The organism is Photobacterium sp. WH24, from assembly GCF_019204055.1.
Lineage (GTDB): Bacteria > Pseudomonadota > Gammaproteobacteria > Enterobacterales > Vibrionaceae > Photobacterium > Photobacterium arenosum.
Genome location: NZ_JAGSOZ010000026.1, coordinates 1 through 16,865, shown reverse-complemented (window position 1 = coordinate 16,865; position 16,865 = coordinate 1). Strand labels below are relative to the sequence as shown.

The window sequence follows — 16,865 nt, the reverse complement described above, 5'->3', positions numbered from 1 at the left end:
ATAGATAAAATGGCGAAGCAGCTCGGTCGCGGGGTAGTCACAGAAACGTTAGCCCAATCATTGGCGGGCCTGCCAGCATCGCCCCAGTTCCTGCAGCTGGTTGAAATTATTCTGGATGACTGGCAGAGCGTTGATAAGTTCTGCGCCCATGATGAGCCTGAGGAGCTGAAAAGAGTGCTGTCATTGCTGGAAAATCGACGTGATGAAATCAGAGATAATCTTAATCTGAATGTGCCTGATAATGGCCCTGTAAGCGCCTCTGTGCGTCACGGGCGATTAGGTAACCCGTTGGGTTTTGAGGAGTTCAGCGCCTCTCTGGGCGAGGCTAGAAAAGCCTCATAGGTACTCTGACAGGGTTCCGCACCATTGGCGCCCCTAAGACTCCGCGTTTAGAAAATTTTGTGGTTTTGCATGGAGTTGAGCACATCCCCTATCAGGTATTTGATTTTTAAGGGAATGAAACTCGTCCTGCTGATCACTTTTGTGCAATTAAGGTGATCAACAGGCGGATCATTCAGATCATCAATTTTTCGTTCGGGTTTCATCATGAATCGTCTTGAAAAACTGCAGCAGGCACTGCAAAAAACTGTCCGGGGAACACAGGTTAATAATCAGCACCTGGCGAACATCACCGGCTTTAGCCGGCCTTCGATTTCTCAGGCCATCAACAGCGGCAAAATTAATCAGCGAATGAACCGGGTTCTGGATTTGGTTGACCTGGTTATTGAAGCCTATGACATCACCGGCCTATGGAGTTTGGCGGAAGGCCAGAAAGGGAAACTGACGTTGTCTGAATGGGCATCCCTGAAAGTTGACAAGCAATTGTCGACTTACCGATTTCTGGAAGAAGAACAGTTAGACCTGGTAGAAACCTATGACCGGCCGCCAGTGCCAGCCTGGATCCCGCTGCAATTGCAGGAATATGCCGAACAGCTGACCAGTGAACAACTAAAAACCGTGGTCGAACTGGGTGAGATTTCGCAAGCCGGTGCCATTGGTGCATTCAAAGAATTTGCAAAAAATTCGTCAGAATCTGACGCGGTGATAAACGCGGGTGTGGCAATATGACTCATTCAATCGCCCCCTACCTCCAGTCAGTCACAGATCGAGACGCTACAGAATTAGAGAACGCGCTGGCCCGAGTGAGTTACCTGGAATCGCTGATCGGACAGAGCGACATCGAGAGCGCGCTGTTATCAGATAACGCTGCTCTGGCTGACCAGGTCAAAGAACTGCAGAAAAGTTTACGGCATCAGAAGAAGTGTTATCAGGCACAAAGCCTGATAACTGAACAGGTGCGAGACAGTAAAAATGAGTTGATTGAAAGGGCGCAGGCCAGTGAGAAATGTAACCAGCAACTCAGGTCAGAACTGGCAAGGCTGGGCGCCCATATCGCAAAAAAAATAAAATAATCGTCAGAATTCAACGCTTAGCTATTGCCGACCCAACCCACAACACGGCCCACAACGTCACCCGATTCAATGGTTTCAAACTCAGGATTTGCAGGTACAAAAGCCCCGCGGTACTTGCGTCGGAAGTGGTAAGCACCGCCCGATTTCACAATCACCAGCGTGTCGTCAGACACTTTTTTCATAGGCTCGACAATCACATAGCACCCGATAGGAAAGTTGGTGTGGAAGTCTGCAGAGATCATTGCAGCATCCCGAACTTTCAGCGCGTAGGCTTCCAGCTTTGCCCCTTTCGGGTAATAGACCTCTCCTTGTGGCGCAGCTTCGTCTTTTTCGATTTCAGACCAACTCAGCACACGCACATTTCTGGTGTGATAGCCTTGGGAGTCATCACTCTCCATGCGGGACACAAATTCGCCCAACGTCACATTCATTCTCTTCAATGCTCGGAGAAGAACTTTCGTTGGCAGATCGCCTTCGCCTTGCTCGAACCGCCCGATGGTCGAACGGCTGGCAATACCAAGAAAATCTTGTTGTTTCATCTTTTTCTGCTTCCGAATATCCGCGAATACTTCGTGTGCTTCTGGCATGATGATTTCCTATTGAATGTATCTAACGCCCAACTAAGGGGAGAGCAACGCAACTTTGCGTATGCACGTTACCGCCCCTGATACGGGGTCAACTCTTCTATCGTCAAAAAACAAATTGTTTTAATTAAACATTAAAAAGTAACCATTTTTTTAATAGATATTTTGATTACAAAATCGTGGAACAATGGTTCCACATTTTTTAATTATAAAACAAATGGGTTTTATAAGAACGCTTTCAGAGTGATTTTTAACACTAATATGACTATAAGCCACATAAATCATCGATTTAATGTTATTTCAGGTACGCAATAGCTCAAGTTTGTGTCGTAAAAAAGCAGCACAACCCTCGTCCCGAGAGGGTGAATCATGGCAAAACAGCGACTTAGCTCACTATTCAAAGTGATGTGTATGGGATACTATAAAGCTCATATATGAGTTATTTGTATTTCAATGTCACAAAGAGAACTTAAATATGAGTCATGATTATGCGGATGAGTCGACGATCATCATTGAGCAGACCCTAGAGTGGTTCAGTAACAGTAACGAAAATATTAATACTTTTGCTGTTGATATTCTTGCGCCAAAACTGGGCAAAATGTTCCCTGAAACCCCTAAAGAGTATGAGGATTCCGTCACGGCCCTTCGTCGTCAGGTACGCCGTTACTTGGGCGGGAGCCACCCTTTCCCCCTGGCGTGGAAATGGGTCTGGCTGGATTGCCTGCCCAAAAAGTACCGCAATAAAGCGCTGAGTCAAATCTGCGGGATCCATGGTTTTCTGGATACCCTTCCCCCCATAAAGAACGGTAACGGCTGCGATGCAGCGTTCGATGAAATCATGCATAACGTTGCCACTATGGTAAGCGTGTCTGCACCGGCGCATGACGGTAAGTATGACCACAACGATCAGCGTGACGCCGCTGACCGTTACATTGACAGCCTGTTAACTCTGGTTGTTCGCTGCCTGGATGAAGCCCGGAAAGTTCATGCCGGCACCGGGGCAACCGGCAGTCGCCACAACATCACCAAATTCACTACAGACGAGGAGTAATACAATGATCAGCCACGACTTGCCCGCCCAGTTCATGGATGATGCCCGTGAGCTGATCATCGAGGCGCTGACAAACTGGCAACCGTTGAAATCTAACGACATCACCTTGTATTGCAGCCAAGGCCGCCGACCAAAGCACCTGAATGCCGACGAACGGGATCGCGATCCCTTTAGTGTGAATGGCACCCGCCGTAAAGGTACGGCCAAGCTTAATTGTTCCGGTAACGTGTATGAGCATTTGCGTGTGCAGCGCACCATTTCTGCCCTACCTTCACATCTGGCGAAATGGCTGCTGTACCGTTACGGGGATGATGACACCCGCGGCCTGCTGCCGGACATGGTAGAAATCATCATGAAAGATATTCCCTTACCCAAACAGGCCCGCAGTCAGAAGCGGGTTGAGCAGCTGGTCACCCGCCGTTTGATGAATGCCAGGGAGTTTAATGATCTGAGGATGAAAGAGTTGTTTGAAGCGATGGGGATCAGCAAGCAGGTTTTTTTTCGCCGCTACTCCAGCCACAACGAACAATTAAACGAACGTCTGTCCGCCCTGGATAAACACGCGATTTCTGAGTTTTACTCTCGACACTTTAGCTCAGATATGACCCTTGATCATGCTTTCGATATTACAAAATGACTCAAATTTGAGTCATAAGGCTTGCAAAAAGGTGACTTGATTGGTTAGTATTTCTCTATCGTGGAAAAATGTACCACGGTAGATAGCTGACATTGAAACGTAGCAAAGCCCTCCGGCCAGATGGAGGGCTTTTTTTATGCCTCGGTTATCGCTCACAACGGGCTAGTGTCCTGTAAAGAACATTAAAAACCAAAGGGTTACGTGATATGTTTTCAAACGACAAAGAGACAAACAGCGCTTTGTTGTTTGTGGTTATCGTCATCATTGCGCGGGTTGGCATGTTGCTGAAAGAATCAGAAAAGATTTCAACAAAAGTTTTTTGTGGTGAATTGCTGATCGCCATCGCTCTGGCGTTTCTGTCCTGGCACTTTGGTTTAATGCAGGGCATGACGTACAGCCAGACCGTGGTCTACGGTGTCGGCGCTTCTCTGGGTCATCTGCACATTTTGAAGTTCATCGCCCAGCAAACGGCCAATCGCGGCCTTAAGTAGTTGACTCTGTATGTCACAACAATGACAATTACCGGGTGCTGGCAAAATCCGGCACCGAGATTAGAACCCTCGTTTCACACCCAAAGACGCAGCGAAAGCTGTGTGCCTAGCCACACCTCTATGGTGGGCCAGGCGGGGCCGCCATTGGCGGGCCGTTTCTTTGGGGCGGTAGGTTCTAACCTCGTTCTGGCTCACCACCAAGATTAGAGCCCTTGGTGGTTTGAGATTTCCCTCAACCCAAAGGTCATTACATGTGCAAAACACTACGCGCCGCCATCCCCATAGGGTGCCGCGAACATACTCGAATTCAACGCTAAAAGCCTTGTGATAACCCTTGTGGTTGTTACGGGGCTTTTTGCTTTTCAGTCTTGAAAGAAAGGAAGCCGCTTTTGGTGTCGGGTTATGCCCGGCGTGTTCAATGTTGGCAAACTCCGGCTTTCTTTCCCGGCTGGTAACCGGGCCTGTCTGAATACGATTCCTGTCAGCCGCAATGTATATCACCACTGCTATACACGCACTTTACTGTGTGCGGGTGCGCTCACCCCTGGCCTAACATTTTTTTGTTGTGGCGAACGGTCGCGACATTCCGCAGCATAACAACAGAACGGCGCATTCACAGCGTTGCGGTCAGTCGCACCCAAATAACGGAGCTAGGAAGATGGAACACGGCGCATTGTCCCCCCAAAATTTAAAAGACAGCTGCTTTATCGTTGGTCGCGCGTTCGGCGTGCGAAACCTGGGGCGGCTGCTGTATGAAATTACGCTGGTTGAATCTAACGCCGGACAGGTAAAAAGCCGCTTTGGCGGCGTGTGTTCAATCTCACATCATCTGTTCGGGCTGATGAAAAAGCATCATGGCTTTTATGAATACCGCAAGGATGTACTGAAAGCCTTTAGCATCGATCTGAAAAACATTCAGTTTGTCCAGCTGTCGACCAATCCGAACTTATCGCTGATAGTGGCCGCGGCCTGGGTGATGTCGAATTTAGACAGTGTGCCGAAAAAGCGTGTTGCGCGGGCCAGGCTGTATCAGAAGTGGTGGCGGGACTTGCCTGTCGGTGAGTTTATGCGGATCACAGAAGAGCGATGTGACAGCCTTTAGCATTAGTGTTGTTCCCTGGCATTGAATATGATGTTTGTTGCAAATCATTACAGGGAATAACAATGAACATATTGAAAAAACTCACATTAAAGAAAGTCGCTATTGTTGGGGCGGTGCTTTGGCTTCTGGTTGCGTATGTTTTCGACCAGCTGGCAAAACCCAGTGCCCCGGCGCAGTTCGACGGCCTGGCAAAAGCTTATTCCGTTGAGAATACTGAAACGCAGAGAAAAGCGAATGATCGTCAGCAGCTGATACTGAACATTCAGATGTCGTCGGCCAGCACCGATGAAGAACGCGCCGCCACTATGGTGCAGGCGGCGCTGGATGCTTATCGAGAAGCCCGGAAGAAACCGGATTCGGTTGCGATCTTTATGCGCGATAACAACACTGCGTTTAACGGTATTCTGTCCGGCCAGATGGGCATGCTGACCCTGTACGTGGATGGCTGCGGCTTGCTGGGTGATACCTGTAATGGGGTTCATTGGGATATCTCAGTTGCGGATAACCAGCAGCCATCCCAGCAAGAATATGAAGTGATCCGCCTGTGGAACCAGAACCGCAGCCAGTTTCAGGTGAACGGCATGACAGATGAAACGGCCTTGAAGTCGTTCATTGGTGAGCAGGTGGGTACGCCTGCCAGTGACGTCAGCGTTTTCTCATACAATCTGTTTGCCAGAGAATACCAGCTTTAATGTATATCATTGGTGATATACATAATGCTTAGTTGATGAGCCACCGTTATGGTGGCTTTTTTGTATATCACCAGTCATATACGTTGAGGTGTTGCTATGAGTTGGGCGAATTGTGGTCAGGACAGTCAGGGCCGCTACATTGGTTATGCCATTGATGCTGTCTGTGATCATCCTGGCTGTAATAAAGAGATTCATCGTGGATTGACTTACGTGTGTGGTGACATGCACGGCGACGATGAGCACAGCTGCGAGCGGTATTTTTGTGAAGAACACAAAAATCATTATGTGGTCACGAATGATAACCGCGGTCTCTGCGTCTGTGATCAGTGTGCGTCTGAGCTGTTAGAGTCCGGCGAATGGGCTGTGAATGATGATGACGAACTAGTCAGAAAACCAGAATGATTGATGTATATTACTAGTGATATACATTTGTAAGATGATGATTAAAAAGTAAAAGCATAAAGGCCGCGGTTTAGCGGCTTTTTTTATGCCTCACGTTTTTACGCACAGGAGGCGAATCAATGACCTCCAAATATGCCATGAACAAAACGGAGGCGGCGAACTACTGGAAGAAATCCCCGAACACCATCAAAAAGGTGATCGAGGCAAATGACATTCAGCCGTGCGGCAGGGATGCCCGCGGCAACGATGTGTATGAGTGCAAAGATCTGGCCCCGTACCTGGTTGAGCAAAAATCCCGTACCCGCCGCCGAGGCAAAACCCTGAGTGATGATAAACGGGAAGAAATTGCGGAATTGATCGGCGCGTTCGGTTCCATGAAGGAATTCAAAGAGTACGAACTGGCGCTGGCTCAGAAACAGAAACGGGAAACCGAACAAGGGCAACTGCTGCCCGTGAACCATGTCTCTGCCGTTCTTACCGGAATGTTTGCAATTCTCAGAAAGAAAGGGCGTCAGATTACGACGGAAGCCGAGCGAATTTGTGACGGTTGGTTACCGCGTCACTCAGAACGCTTTGATCAGAAAATTGAGGTGATTCTGAAAGAGGTCACCCGTTCAGCACAGGAGTACGCCGATGCCGTATGCGAGCATAGCGGAGGTGATGAATAATGCCTTGCAGGTGCTTGAGGTTGAGGACATCGGCCCTGTTGAAGCTTGTGACAAATATTTGTACATCGCGGATGCGGGGGGGGTGGTTAAATTTGATTCCAACATAGCACCCTACATGCGCAAGCCTCTGATTCGGGCATTTAGTCGCCGTTGCCGGGAAATTGCCTTGATGGGCTCTGCCCGTTCAACTAAAACCAAAACCCTGCTGGATGGTGTGGTGTTTTACCGGGTGTGGCAGAACCCGGGCGATATCCTGCTGATCTTTGCCTCTCAGAAAACCGCCCGTGGTTATTCAGATAAAGAACTGGGCCGGATGGTGAAAAATACCGCGCCGCTGCAAAAACTGAGTACCAGCAATCGGCATGATGATGGTATTGAGCGCAAGCGTTTTGTTAACGATTCAACCGTCACCATTAACTCAGCGACAAACGATGCGCTCTCCGCCCAGGGCTATGCGGTGGTGGTGTTTACCGACTATGACCGGGCCGAGGATGACGGCACCGGCGCGGGCGGTAGTGAGGGGGATAAATTTACCCGTGGTTCAATGCGTACCAAACAGAGCGGCAGTGATGGTATTACGATTGCGGAGGCCTCTCCTTCTCGGGTGCCGATTCGGGATCAGGACGGCCTCACCCCGAATCAGGCCCCGCGAGCTGGCGGGATTACCGGGTTGTATAACGAAGGCACCTGCGAGGTTTGGCACTGGACGTGCCCCAGCTGCAGTAAATGGTTTCCGGTCAAATGGGAGTTGTTGCGCTGGGAACCGGGCAGGCCGGGAACGGTGAATGCCCTTTGTCCGCATTGTGATCATGCCATGCCCCCAAGCAGTAAATATGATTTAAACCTGGCGGGGGATTATATGTACCCGTCAGAAATCGACGCCGAAGGTAACCGGCAGCCTGTCGACGAGCCGGAGAACCTGCGTTCGTCATTTTGGTTCGAGGGGGTCTGCGCCTCATTTAATCACTGGCCGGAAATGGTGGAAGAGTTCGAAAAAGCGGCCACGCACTACGACAGTTTCGGGGATGAGTCCAAGCTGCAGGCATTTTTCAATGTCACGGTCGGGCGTTCCTATGTGCCGAAAATGGTCGAATCAGAGCTGACAGGTGATCGGCTGCAGGAGCGGGCGACAGAATTTCAGTTGCCTCAGGGTGTTGCTCCGGCGGATGTGCGCTTTGTATTGGCAACAGTGGACGTTCAGGGCGGTGCGAACAGCCACTACGATGTTCAGGTCACGGCGTTTACGGAGCAATGCCAGTGGCAACCGATTGACCGTTTTAAAATACTGGTGAATGAACATCGCACTGTCGCTGGTGAGCCGCAGCGGGTGCAACCGCATGTTTATGTCGATGACTGGAAATTGCTGATCGACCGGGTGATCAACAAAGAATACCCGATTGACGGCACGGAGCTGACCATTGTTCCGCGCCTGACCTTGTGTGACTCCGGCGGTTCAGACAATGAAGACGGCGAAGGGAACACCACATTCAACGCCTATCAGTTTTACCGTTACCTGCAGGAAAAAGGGCTGGAAAGCCGTTTTCTGCTGTTGAAAGGTAACCCGCGGGCGTTTCGTGAAAAGGAGTGGGACGGCTGGACCAAAATCAGTGAACCGGATTCTTCCAGCGATCACCCAATGGCCGCACGGGGAGATATCCCGTTGCTGAACGTGAATTCGAACGTGGTTAAAAGTTCGGTCTATACCGCCATGATGAACGAGGACAGCGCCAGCCCGCGTTTTTTCCGACCACCATTCTGGGCAAAGCAGGACTGGTATAACGGCCTGCTATCGGAGGAAAAGAACGACAAAGGCCATTGGTTCTGCCCCAAAGGTAAAAACAATGAACCGTTTGACCATGCTCAGTATGCCTTTGCCGGGTTGTGGCATATCCGGGCGATGGCCATCGACTGGAATACGCCGCCAAATTGGGCCGCACCGCTCAATGTCAATGTCAATGTCACCCAACGCGGTGCACATGTGACGGTCTCTAAACCCCGTAAGCGCAGACGAGTGATCTCCAGAGGACTGACGTGATGTCGAATATTGATGAGTTAAACCAGCGCCTGGCGCGATACAAGAAAACCGAACAGGAAATCTTAGAGCACGGCCAGCGGGTGACCGATGAAGACGATCGGGAACTGCAGCGGGCCAGTCTGCAGCAGGTACAGAACACGATTGGTGTTCTGGAAAAACAAATTGCAATAGCGTCCCGTCCGGCCAAGCGCCGGACGCGTCAGTATCCGGCGAGGGTGTAGGATGGGACTGAGCGCAAAAATTCCCCAGTGGTTACGCCTCAAGGCCAAATATGAGGCACTGTCACCCCGGAGCGGTAAACGGCCAAACCGAGAGAAAACCCCGACCCGCGAACTGGCCCGTATCAGTCAGTTGCCACTGGCCCAGCAAGCCCGCTGGTTTGAGGAAAACTACCCGATCGTTTCAACGGCGCTGGATGAGGTGGTGAAATGTGTGGTGGGTGCCGATGGCCTGACCGCCCAGCCCCAGCCGAAAACCACAGATGGCAAGGTATCGACAGAGTTTGCCCGGCAAATCCAGCGGGTTTATGAAAAATCAGGCCCGGTATGGTGTATGGATGGCCGGACGACCCGACCGGATAGTGAGCAGTTGATCACCCGATCTCTGGTGCGCGATGGCGAATCTTTTTCGCGAATTTATGCCTTTGACGGACATGATTTCTTAGGGGACGTGCCTTATGCCCTGGAGTTATTTGAGTGCGACCATATCCCGGCCGACCTCTACGACCGCAAGAAAGGCATTGTGAACGGCTTTCAGTTAGGCGCGTATAACCGCACGACAGGCTACTACTTTGTGCCGGACTTATCTGCGTTCGCCCAAAAGCCTCTGTTTATTGAAGTAAATCAAATTCTTCATACCCGATGGCAAACCCGGATTGGTGGTTTGCGGGGTGTGTCGAAAATGGCCCCGGCCCTGCTGAGTATCCATAACCTCAAAGAATACGAGGATGCGGTCAGGCTGGGCCGTTTGGTGGCTGCCCGGATTGTGTTGATCCATAAGAAAGATAAAAAAGGCTATGTTCCAGAGCAAGAAGGGAACGAAGAATATAGCGATGACGAGCAGTTGAGTTTTGACTACGGCAACATACTGGAAGCCGACAAGGAAGACGATTTTAAAACGCTGGAGTCAGCCAAAGGCGCGGAAAGCTCAGATATCTATGTGCAGCACCAGCAGCGCAATATCACCGGTACAATCGGGGCGAACAATTCAGCCGTCACCGGGATTTACAACAAATCGTACTCAGCACAGCGTCAGGAAATGATTGACCGCTGGGCTGGCTACATTATTTTGCGAGCCATCTTGGTGCGTCAGCATGTGCGGCCGGCCTATGAGGGATGGCTCAATGCGGCAGTGATCAGCGGTGTGCTCAAACCCCCGAAAGATCTGGACTGGACAACCCTCTATGACGTGACCTTTACCGGGCCGGTGATGCCGTGGATTGACCCGTACAAAGAAGCGACATCAATCAAGATCCTGAAAGAAATTGGCATGTTGCCGCTGACCATGGCGCTGGCCCAGCGCGGCCTGGATGTCAGCGCTGTGCTGGAAATGTACCGTCAGGATAAGGTTGAAATTGAACGGTTGGAACTGACGGAATTGCTGACGATGGTGGCGAACAATCACACCAACACCCAGGATGAGAAAGACGATGGCAAAGAAAGTTAAAAAGCTCCAGGCGAAAGGGGGAGGCTCTCCCGGAAAGCCGGATAAAAGCTGGTATGCACTGAAAGCGTCCGCCGAAAGCGTGACGCTTTTTTTATATGGCTATATCGGTGAATGGGAAATCTCAGCCAGCGACATGCTGCGTGAATTGCACCGGCATGATGGCAAAGATCTGATTATTCGTTTTCATACCGATGGCGGGGAAGTCGACGAAGGCATGGCAATTTATGCCGCGCTGAAAGATTACTCCGGCAAGGTCACAGGGATTGTGGACTCTGTCTGTGCCTCGATCAGCTCGGTGATTCTGATGGCGTGTGATGAACGACTGATTCGTCCTACGGCCAGGCTGATGATTCACCAGTGTCACGGCATTGCAGTCGGTACCGCTGCAGAAATGCGAGCGCGTGCAGACGAGGCCGAAACCATCAATAACCAGATGATCACCTTGTTTGCGTCAGTCTCTGGCAAATCAGAAGACGATATCCGCGCAGACATTGCAGATTCTGATTGCTGGCTCAGTGCCAGCGAAGCGGTCGAGTATGGCCTGTGTACCGGGTTGTATGAACACAATGACAACCCGTTGGCTGCGTCGAATTTCAAAGAGCCCATGCTGGCCCGTTTGAAGAAAATGAATGCGCCCGAACCGCTGTTGGCGATGTTGCAGAGTGACGATGAAGCGGACGACAGTCCGCCAGACGCACCGGAAACACCCGCAGAACCTACCCCCCAGAAAATTCAAGCAGGAAAGACCATGCCAGATCCAACTAAAGAAACGTTCAAGCAACAAGAGACAAACCGTCGTGACGGTATTAAGGCATTGTTTGCCAAGTTCCCGAAGGCAAAAAAACTTAAGGCTCAATGCCTGGATGACCTGGATTGCGATATCGAAACCGCACAAACCAAACTACTGGCTTATCTGGAACCCCAGCCAGATAAAGACGGTATTGAACCAGAGCCGGGTTCCCCGGAAGCTGGTGTTACTAAAGGGGTCGCGCTGACCGCGCAAGCGGCAAAGAAACACCTGAGCAATTATTTCGGTGCCCGCCTTAAGGCGTGTAAATGGGACGATGACAACCCTTACCGTCATATGACAGCTACAGAAGCGCTGCGGGCACATGCGGTGAACGTGGGTGATTCGGACGCCGTCCGGCTGGACAAGAAAAAGCTGGTTGCCCATGCGTTTACCAATAACACCCATTCGCTGGGTGAGATTATGGAGACCCATGTCAATGCGCTGATTATCAATGAAGTGGCGAATCTGGAGCCCTGGCACAGCCCACTGGTGACCCGACAGCCAATGCAGTTCGGCACCAACGATATTTTGGTGATGAATGATCTGGGCAAGCCGGGCGTGAAAACCGAAGGCGGTAAGTTTACCCAGGTCAAACTCAAAGCCAGCGGAGACACCGCCGTGCTGGCTACGCTGGGTTATGAGATTCAAATCAGCCGTGAACTGATCATGAGCGACAAGTTTGATTTCATCACCAAGCAGGTCGAAAAAGCGGTGAAAAACTGTGCTCAGGCTCCGGCTGATTCACTGTTGGCTCTGCTCAAACAGAATCCGACACTCAGTGATAACAAGAAGTTATTTCAGGCTAATGTGAATATTTTCACAGGCCCGCTGGATGCCGCCACGCTGGCAGATATGTCGGGTGAAATGGCCGATGCACAGACCAGCACTGGCAACCCGCTGCACCTCAAGCCAGAAGTGTACCTGACTTCTAACAAACGGGCCAAAGTGGCTAAGGCGCTGATTTCAGCTGAAACCATCAAAGATGAACCGAACCTGGCGCATGAAGCATTTGCGAATGTGAAAGGTTTGGCCGATCTGGCGAAAGACGATGTGGCCTTTGCTTTTGCCCATAACGACCATGTGTCGTTTGTTGAGGGTTACCACGAAGATGCTGACGGGGTACAGGTGGAAACCAAAGAAGAGTGGAAGTCCGACGGTGCCACAATTCGTATCTATATCGATTCGGTGATCAAAGCCGTTGACCGCAAGGGCGTACAGCGACACGACATTGCCGCCCCGGCCCAGGCTTAAACCCTTCTTATGATGCCACCTTGCCAGGTGGCATTTTTATTTCTGATAGAAAAGAGAACCGCGATGCGTTTATTAGCTAATTGTGAAAACCTGACCCTGACGGCACCCGCTGGCGGGGTTGAATATGGTGTGCCGCTTAAAATAGGTGTGATGTTGGTGATCCCGGCCATGAAGGCCGACGAAGGGATGCCGTTCACCGGTGAAGTGAAAGGTGTGTTTACCGATGTGCCGCTGAAAGACGGTGATGTGCCCACGTACGCCGGGGAATATGCCTACTTTGACCCTGCCGCGGCTGAATTTACCCTGACGAAACCGGCGACCCCGAATGATAAACCTGTCGGTGCTTTCATCGTGGAGCACGGTCAGAATGCCTTGTACCTGCCTGGCATTCTATGAGTCAGATGAATTCGGTCATCGATGCGGCGTTTGCTAGCGTGTGGCTGATTGGTGGGGAGGAAACTCCCTGCCGCTATCGTTACAAAGACAGCACGCACATGCTGAAAACGTTTGGCGGGTTGCTGGCGCGGCACACCGTGTGTGTCAGCCCGGACGGTGAAACCTTTGAGGTGATAGCCAGTATTCGGCTGAATGCGTCGACCTATCAACACACGATACAGCCACAGTCACCGGTGGGTGTAGATGATAACTGGGAACGGTGAGATGCAGAATATCACACTGACCGTCGAGGATGCGGACGCCTACATTGATGAAGAGAATGTTTCTGTCGCGGTCGCACATGCGCTGAAAGCATCAACTAAATGGTTGAGTGCCGAATCAGTGAAACGCTTAGGCGTGAAGCTGAGAATTCGATCTTCTGCAGGTCGCCGGCGGGTCAGGAAAGGGAAAATCAAAGGCTCGAACGGTTCGGTATGGTTTGGGCTTCGGCCGCTGAATGTGGCGTATATCCGGGATTATACCCAGACCAAAACCGGGGTGATATCTGGCGGAGAGCGTTTCTATAAAGGGGCGTTTGTGGCGTCTATCAACGGTTCCCCGGAAACAATTTACCGGCGCACCCGTCCCCGTTCGAAAGTGAACCGCCCCAGGGCTAAACCCCTGCCAAAAGGTCAGCGACGTAAGCGGAAAAGCCCGCCGATTGAGGTAGTCAGGGAGGAGTTTTCCCCTGACATGTTGACCATTATTACTGACATTGAGTTTGAACTAAACGGCATTTTTAAAGAGGCGTTCTTTGACTATCTTGACTCCCTGCATCAATAACACAGGCGACTATTTAAAGCTGCTGTATGACCTGTTCACCGACCTGGTGAAGTCGCCGCATGAAGGCAGCCCGCCGCGGGCCTTGGTGTTTTATGAGCATGAAATCGTATCGAAAAGCTATGAGTTGCCGCTGTATGTCCTGTCTCTGCCGGACATTATCGACAGCACCTATGGTGACGATGGCCGGGATGAAGATGAACTGTCGGTCTCCATTCTGATCAAGGTGCCGAAAAACAAGGAAAACGCCAGCGTGCTGGCGGCCACATTAGCCGGATTTGCCACCGCCAAGCTGAAAGAGCAGTGCTTTGCGGATTACCTCGACCCGGACGCTGATGCAACCGAATACCCGGATGACATACAAGCCAGCCCGCTGCGCTGGGATAACAATGAACTGGGCTATGAAGTGACGTTTACTCAACGTATCCGCTATGGCCTGGAAGAAAATACATACGGTCTGTGGGTTGGGGCGGAGCTGACGGAAACTAACGGCACAGTGGTGAATCATGAATTTGAATCAGATTATCCAGAGTCTGGTTGAGGATGTTGATGATCTTAAGCGTCGGCAACGCAACCAGATTCGCGAAGGGCATGTTGTCCGGCTGGAAGGTCGGAAGGTGGTTGTTGATTATGCGTCAGATTCTGACGATGAGTATGTGTCTCCGTTGATCCCCTGGCTGCCCGATTATGCGGGTGAGGTGCTGACGTGGCGCGCGCCGTCTATAGGCGAAAGAGCCATTGTTCTGAATCTGTCTGGCGGTGACGATGAAGCCCATGCAGTGGCGTTACCTGCAATGTATTCGACGGCGTTTCAGCCCGACGACATCGACCCGGATAAAACCTATACCTCAATCAACGATGTTTTTCGTGTAACGGCAGACAAGCAGGGGAACTATCTTCTGGAAGCCGCCAAGTCGGTTAAGGTCATCACTCCCAGTTACACGGTTGAGGCGGCTGATGAGGTGGTGATCACGACGTCACAATACAAACGAACGGCAGACACGGCCATCACGAAAGGCATTCAAACCCAGACAGGCAACCTGTCTGTCACCGGCTCGCTGGATGTGAGTGTTGATATCAAGACTCCGGCCATCATGAGCTATGCCCCTGGTGCGTTTGCAATCACCAGTGCGGGGGCCGTGCTCTCGTCGGCCAAGATTAACAACATTGAGTTTATCGCTCACGTTCACCCGGTCATCAAAGAAGGCCAGCCAACTCAAACCCCGGTCTCGGGATAATCAAAAGGTGATGTGATGGAAGGAATTGACCCAGAGACAGGTCTGCGGGTGTCTGGTGAGCAACAGGCTGCCCAGCGTTTTAAGCGGGCGCTCACAACGCAGCTGGGTACGCGTGAGAAACGGCGGTCTGTCGGTAGTGAAGTGCCTATGTTGCGCGGGCTGGCAAATGAAACTAACCGGATGCTGATGATAAACCGCATACACAGAGCACACGCTAACCCAGACAACCAGCTCTATGACATTCAAAACCCAGAAGTGGAATGTGTGATTGTTGATGCCGGGTTTCATGTTCGGGTGCATTACGAATATGACGGGGTAACAGGAAGTATTGATCTATGAGTCTGCCTGAGATTTTAACGGTGAAATCGTTCGATGAATTACGAGAACGATTTATTGAGGATATCTTTTTGCCTCACGCGATTCGAGAGGTTGGCCCTGAACGAGCCGATCAGATAGCGCAAGGGCTGCTGGCGCCGAATGAGACCGCGGCCCTTTTGCTTGATTGCATGATCCTCTACAGCCAGCAGAACACCCGCAATGAAAATTACAAGGCGCTGCAGCAGTTCAGCCAGACGGCGACAGATTCAGAGATGATTGATCTGATTGTCGGCCGACTGGGGATTAAACGCCAGGTACTTGAGCCTGCCGATAATTCTGTGTTTCCGCCTAAATCTGCGGTGATGGAATCTAATGCATCGGTACTGCTGCGTTACAGCCTGGCACCTTATGGTCTGGCAACCACGGGCACCCGAACCGGCTACCGATTCCATTCGCTGACAATGGGCGAGCGGCCGAAGATCACCGTTGAGGCGGAATCGGAAAATGTGGTGCTGATGCGCTATGAGTTCCAGTCTACGGACGGTATCGAACGGCCACGCGATGCACAGGCGCGAATGATTGAAGCGAATTCGGGCAAGGTTGAAAACCGATTGCTGGCGTTTGGTGGGGACGGTACGGCCAGCCCTGAATTGTGCGCGGCAAATCTGGCGTATTTGACCCGTGATGATATTGCCCAGGAAACCGATGAACTGAGTTCGTTATCTGCTGACATCATTCCCTATCAGATAGAGATTGATTGCGAGGAAGTATCTGAACCGGGCCAGCTGATTGATCGTGAGGCTCTGTCTGCGGCGCTGTGGAACTATGCCAGTAATCAGCACGCTCTGGGTGGGGTCAAAGTGTTGCGTTCAAAAATTGATCAGATTGCTCATAACCATAATGCTGATTCGCTGGTCATTGTCAGCCCAGCCGCCGATATTCTGGCCGAGTGGTACCAGGCACCATACTGCACGGGGGTAACGATCAATGTCAGACCAGCGGCCACTTGATGACGAAACCTTGCTGCCCAACAACCGAACGCCGTTTGAACGTTCGTTTGAGGAGGGCATGAAAGATCTGGCAACCACCGAGGATGTTTACAGCTGGCTGCATGACCCGTTGAAAACTGACACCCGATTGCTGGATTTGATGGCGAAAGAGGCAGGCGTTAAAGACTGGTTCTTTGACGACAGTGAGCAGGCTAAACGCCAGTCTATCGACCTGGCACATTTAATCATGCAGAAGGCGGGCACCCGGACGGGGCTGAAAGATGCTCTGGAAGCGCTGGGGATATCTGCACAAGTCATTAAAGGG

At 51.2% G+C, this 16,865-nt stretch carries 23 protein-coding genes; 22 read left to right on the top strand and 1 reads right to left on the bottom strand.

The features are described from left to right. Window positions 1-9: 9 nt before the first annotated feature. From KCG43_RS20215 to KCG43_RS20205, 3 genes are all read left to right on the top strand, one after another. The gene (locus KCG43_RS20215) at window positions 10-342 is read left to right on the top strand and encodes a hypothetical protein (RefSeq protein ID WP_218387221.1); all 333 of its coding nucleotides are present in this window, start codon (window positions 10-12) and stop codon (window positions 340-342) included. A 204-nt stretch (window positions 343-546) separates the two neighbouring features. After that, window positions 547-1,068, top strand: a complete 522-nt coding sequence (locus KCG43_RS20210; RefSeq protein ID WP_218387218.1) for a hypothetical protein — start codon at window positions 547-549, stop codon at window positions 1,066-1,068. Further along, on the top strand, window positions 1,065-1,412 hold the full coding sequence (locus KCG43_RS20205) for a hypothetical protein (protein WP_218387216.1): 348 nt from the start codon (window positions 1,065-1,067) through the stop codon (window positions 1,410-1,412). The genes KCG43_RS20210 and KCG43_RS20205 overlap by 4 nt, the downstream gene beginning before the upstream one ends. Window positions 1,413-1,429: 17 nt before the next feature. Here the strand turns inward: KCG43_RS20205 and KCG43_RS20200 are convergent, their stop codons facing one another. Then, entirely contained in the window at window positions 1,430-1,999 is a 570-nt protein-coding gene (locus KCG43_RS20200; protein ID WP_218387214.1) for a LexA family transcriptional regulator, read from the bottom strand. Window positions 2,000-2,471: 472 nt separating this feature from the next. Between KCG43_RS20200 and KCG43_RS20195 the strand changes: the two genes are divergently transcribed. The 19 genes from KCG43_RS20195 to KCG43_RS20105 all read left to right on the top strand — a co-directional run. Further along, window positions 2,472-3,047, top strand: coding sequence for a hypothetical protein (locus KCG43_RS20195; protein WP_218387211.1), 576 nt, complete (start codon window positions 2,472-2,474; stop codon window positions 3,045-3,047). Window positions 3,048-3,051: 4 nt separating this feature from the next. After that, window positions 3,052-3,684: a hypothetical protein gene (locus KCG43_RS20190; RefSeq protein ID WP_218387209.1), complete on the top strand. Its 633-nt coding sequence runs from the start codon at window positions 3,052-3,054 to the stop codon at window positions 3,682-3,684. 206 nt (window positions 3,685-3,890) lie between these two features. Next, the gene (locus KCG43_RS20185) at window positions 3,891-4,175 is read left to right on the top strand and encodes a hypothetical protein (RefSeq protein WP_218387207.1); all 285 of its coding nucleotides are present in this window, start codon (window positions 3,891-3,893) and stop codon (window positions 4,173-4,175) included. A gap of 658 nt (window positions 4,176-4,833) precedes the next feature. Further along, window positions 4,834-5,277 (top strand): hypothetical protein, encoded by a 444-nt coding sequence (locus KCG43_RS20180; RefSeq protein ID WP_218387206.1) that lies wholly within the window; start codon window positions 4,834-4,836, stop codon window positions 5,275-5,277. A gap of 62 nt (window positions 5,278-5,339) precedes the next feature. Further along, entirely contained in the window at window positions 5,340-5,969 is a 630-nt protein-coding gene (locus KCG43_RS20175; protein ID WP_218387204.1) for a DUF4875 domain-containing protein, read from the top strand. 96 nt (window positions 5,970-6,065) lie between these two features. Beyond that, window positions 6,066-6,371, top strand: coding sequence for a hypothetical protein (locus KCG43_RS20170; protein WP_218387202.1), 306 nt, complete (start codon window positions 6,066-6,068; stop codon window positions 6,369-6,371). A gap of 119 nt (window positions 6,372-6,490) precedes the next feature. Further along, window positions 6,491-7,039 (top strand): hypothetical protein, encoded by a 549-nt coding sequence (locus KCG43_RS20165; RefSeq protein ID WP_218387200.1) that lies wholly within the window; start codon window positions 6,491-6,493, stop codon window positions 7,037-7,039. Beyond that, window positions 7,005-9,074 carry a terminase gpA endonuclease subunit gene (locus tag KCG43_RS20160; RefSeq protein WP_218387198.1) on the top strand — a complete coding sequence of 690 codons (2,070 nt, stop codon included), beginning with the start codon at window positions 7,005-7,007 and terminating at the stop codon, window positions 9,072-9,074. The genes KCG43_RS20165 and KCG43_RS20160 overlap by 35 nt, the downstream gene beginning before the upstream one ends. Then, window positions 9,074-9,295 (top strand): hypothetical protein, encoded by a 222-nt coding sequence (locus tag KCG43_RS20155; protein ID WP_218387197.1) that lies wholly within the window; start codon window positions 9,074-9,076, stop codon window positions 9,293-9,295. The genes KCG43_RS20160 and KCG43_RS20155 overlap by 1 nt, the downstream gene beginning before the upstream one ends. 1 nt (window position 9,296) lies before the next feature. Next, the gene (locus tag KCG43_RS20150; RefSeq protein ID WP_218387196.1) at window positions 9,297-10,739 is read left to right on the top strand and encodes a phage portal protein; all 1,443 of its coding nucleotides are present in this window, start codon (window positions 9,297-9,299) and stop codon (window positions 10,737-10,739) included. Continuing rightward, window positions 10,723-12,780, top strand: a complete 2,058-nt coding sequence (locus tag KCG43_RS20145; RefSeq protein ID WP_218387195.1) for a head maturation protease, ClpP-related — start codon at window positions 10,723-10,725, stop codon at window positions 12,778-12,780. The genes KCG43_RS20150 and KCG43_RS20145 overlap by 17 nt, the downstream gene beginning before the upstream one ends. A gap of 63 nt (window positions 12,781-12,843) precedes the next feature. Next, a complete protein-coding gene (locus KCG43_RS20140; protein ID WP_218387194.1) occupies window positions 12,844-13,176 on the top strand; it encodes a capsid cement protein in 333 nt (110 codons plus the stop codon). Beyond that, a complete protein-coding gene (locus tag KCG43_RS20135; RefSeq protein ID WP_255558116.1) occupies window positions 13,173-13,439 on the top strand; it encodes a hypothetical protein in 267 nt (88 codons plus the stop codon). Before KCG43_RS20140 ends, KCG43_RS20135 begins: the two co-directional genes overlap by 4 nt. Window position 13,440: 1 nt before the next feature. After that, the gene (locus tag KCG43_RS20130) at window positions 13,441-13,998 is read left to right on the top strand and encodes a hypothetical protein (RefSeq protein ID WP_218387193.1); all 558 of its coding nucleotides are present in this window, start codon (window positions 13,441-13,443) and stop codon (window positions 13,996-13,998) included. Then, window positions 13,970-14,536, top strand: a complete 567-nt coding sequence (locus KCG43_RS20125; RefSeq protein WP_218387192.1) for a hypothetical protein — start codon at window positions 13,970-13,972, stop codon at window positions 14,534-14,536. The genes KCG43_RS20130 and KCG43_RS20125 overlap by 29 nt, the downstream gene beginning before the upstream one ends. After that, window positions 14,502-15,233, top strand: coding sequence for a phage baseplate assembly protein V (locus KCG43_RS20120; RefSeq protein ID WP_218387190.1), 732 nt, complete (start codon window positions 14,502-14,504; stop codon window positions 15,231-15,233). The genes KCG43_RS20125 and KCG43_RS20120 overlap by 35 nt, the downstream gene beginning before the upstream one ends. Before the next feature lie 15 nt (window positions 15,234-15,248). Further along, the gene (locus KCG43_RS20115) at window positions 15,249-15,572 is read left to right on the top strand and encodes a hypothetical protein (RefSeq protein WP_218387189.1); all 324 of its coding nucleotides are present in this window, start codon (window positions 15,249-15,251) and stop codon (window positions 15,570-15,572) included. Then, window positions 15,569-16,561, top strand: a complete 993-nt coding sequence (locus tag KCG43_RS20110) for a hypothetical protein (RefSeq protein ID WP_218387188.1) — start codon at window positions 15,569-15,571, stop codon at window positions 16,559-16,561. The genes KCG43_RS20115 and KCG43_RS20110 overlap by 4 nt, the downstream gene beginning before the upstream one ends. Then, window positions 16,539-16,865 (top strand): phage tail protein I (locus KCG43_RS20105; protein WP_218387187.1); only part of this gene is annotated, 327 nt, incomplete at its 3' end. The genes KCG43_RS20110 and KCG43_RS20105, both read left to right, overlap by 23 nt.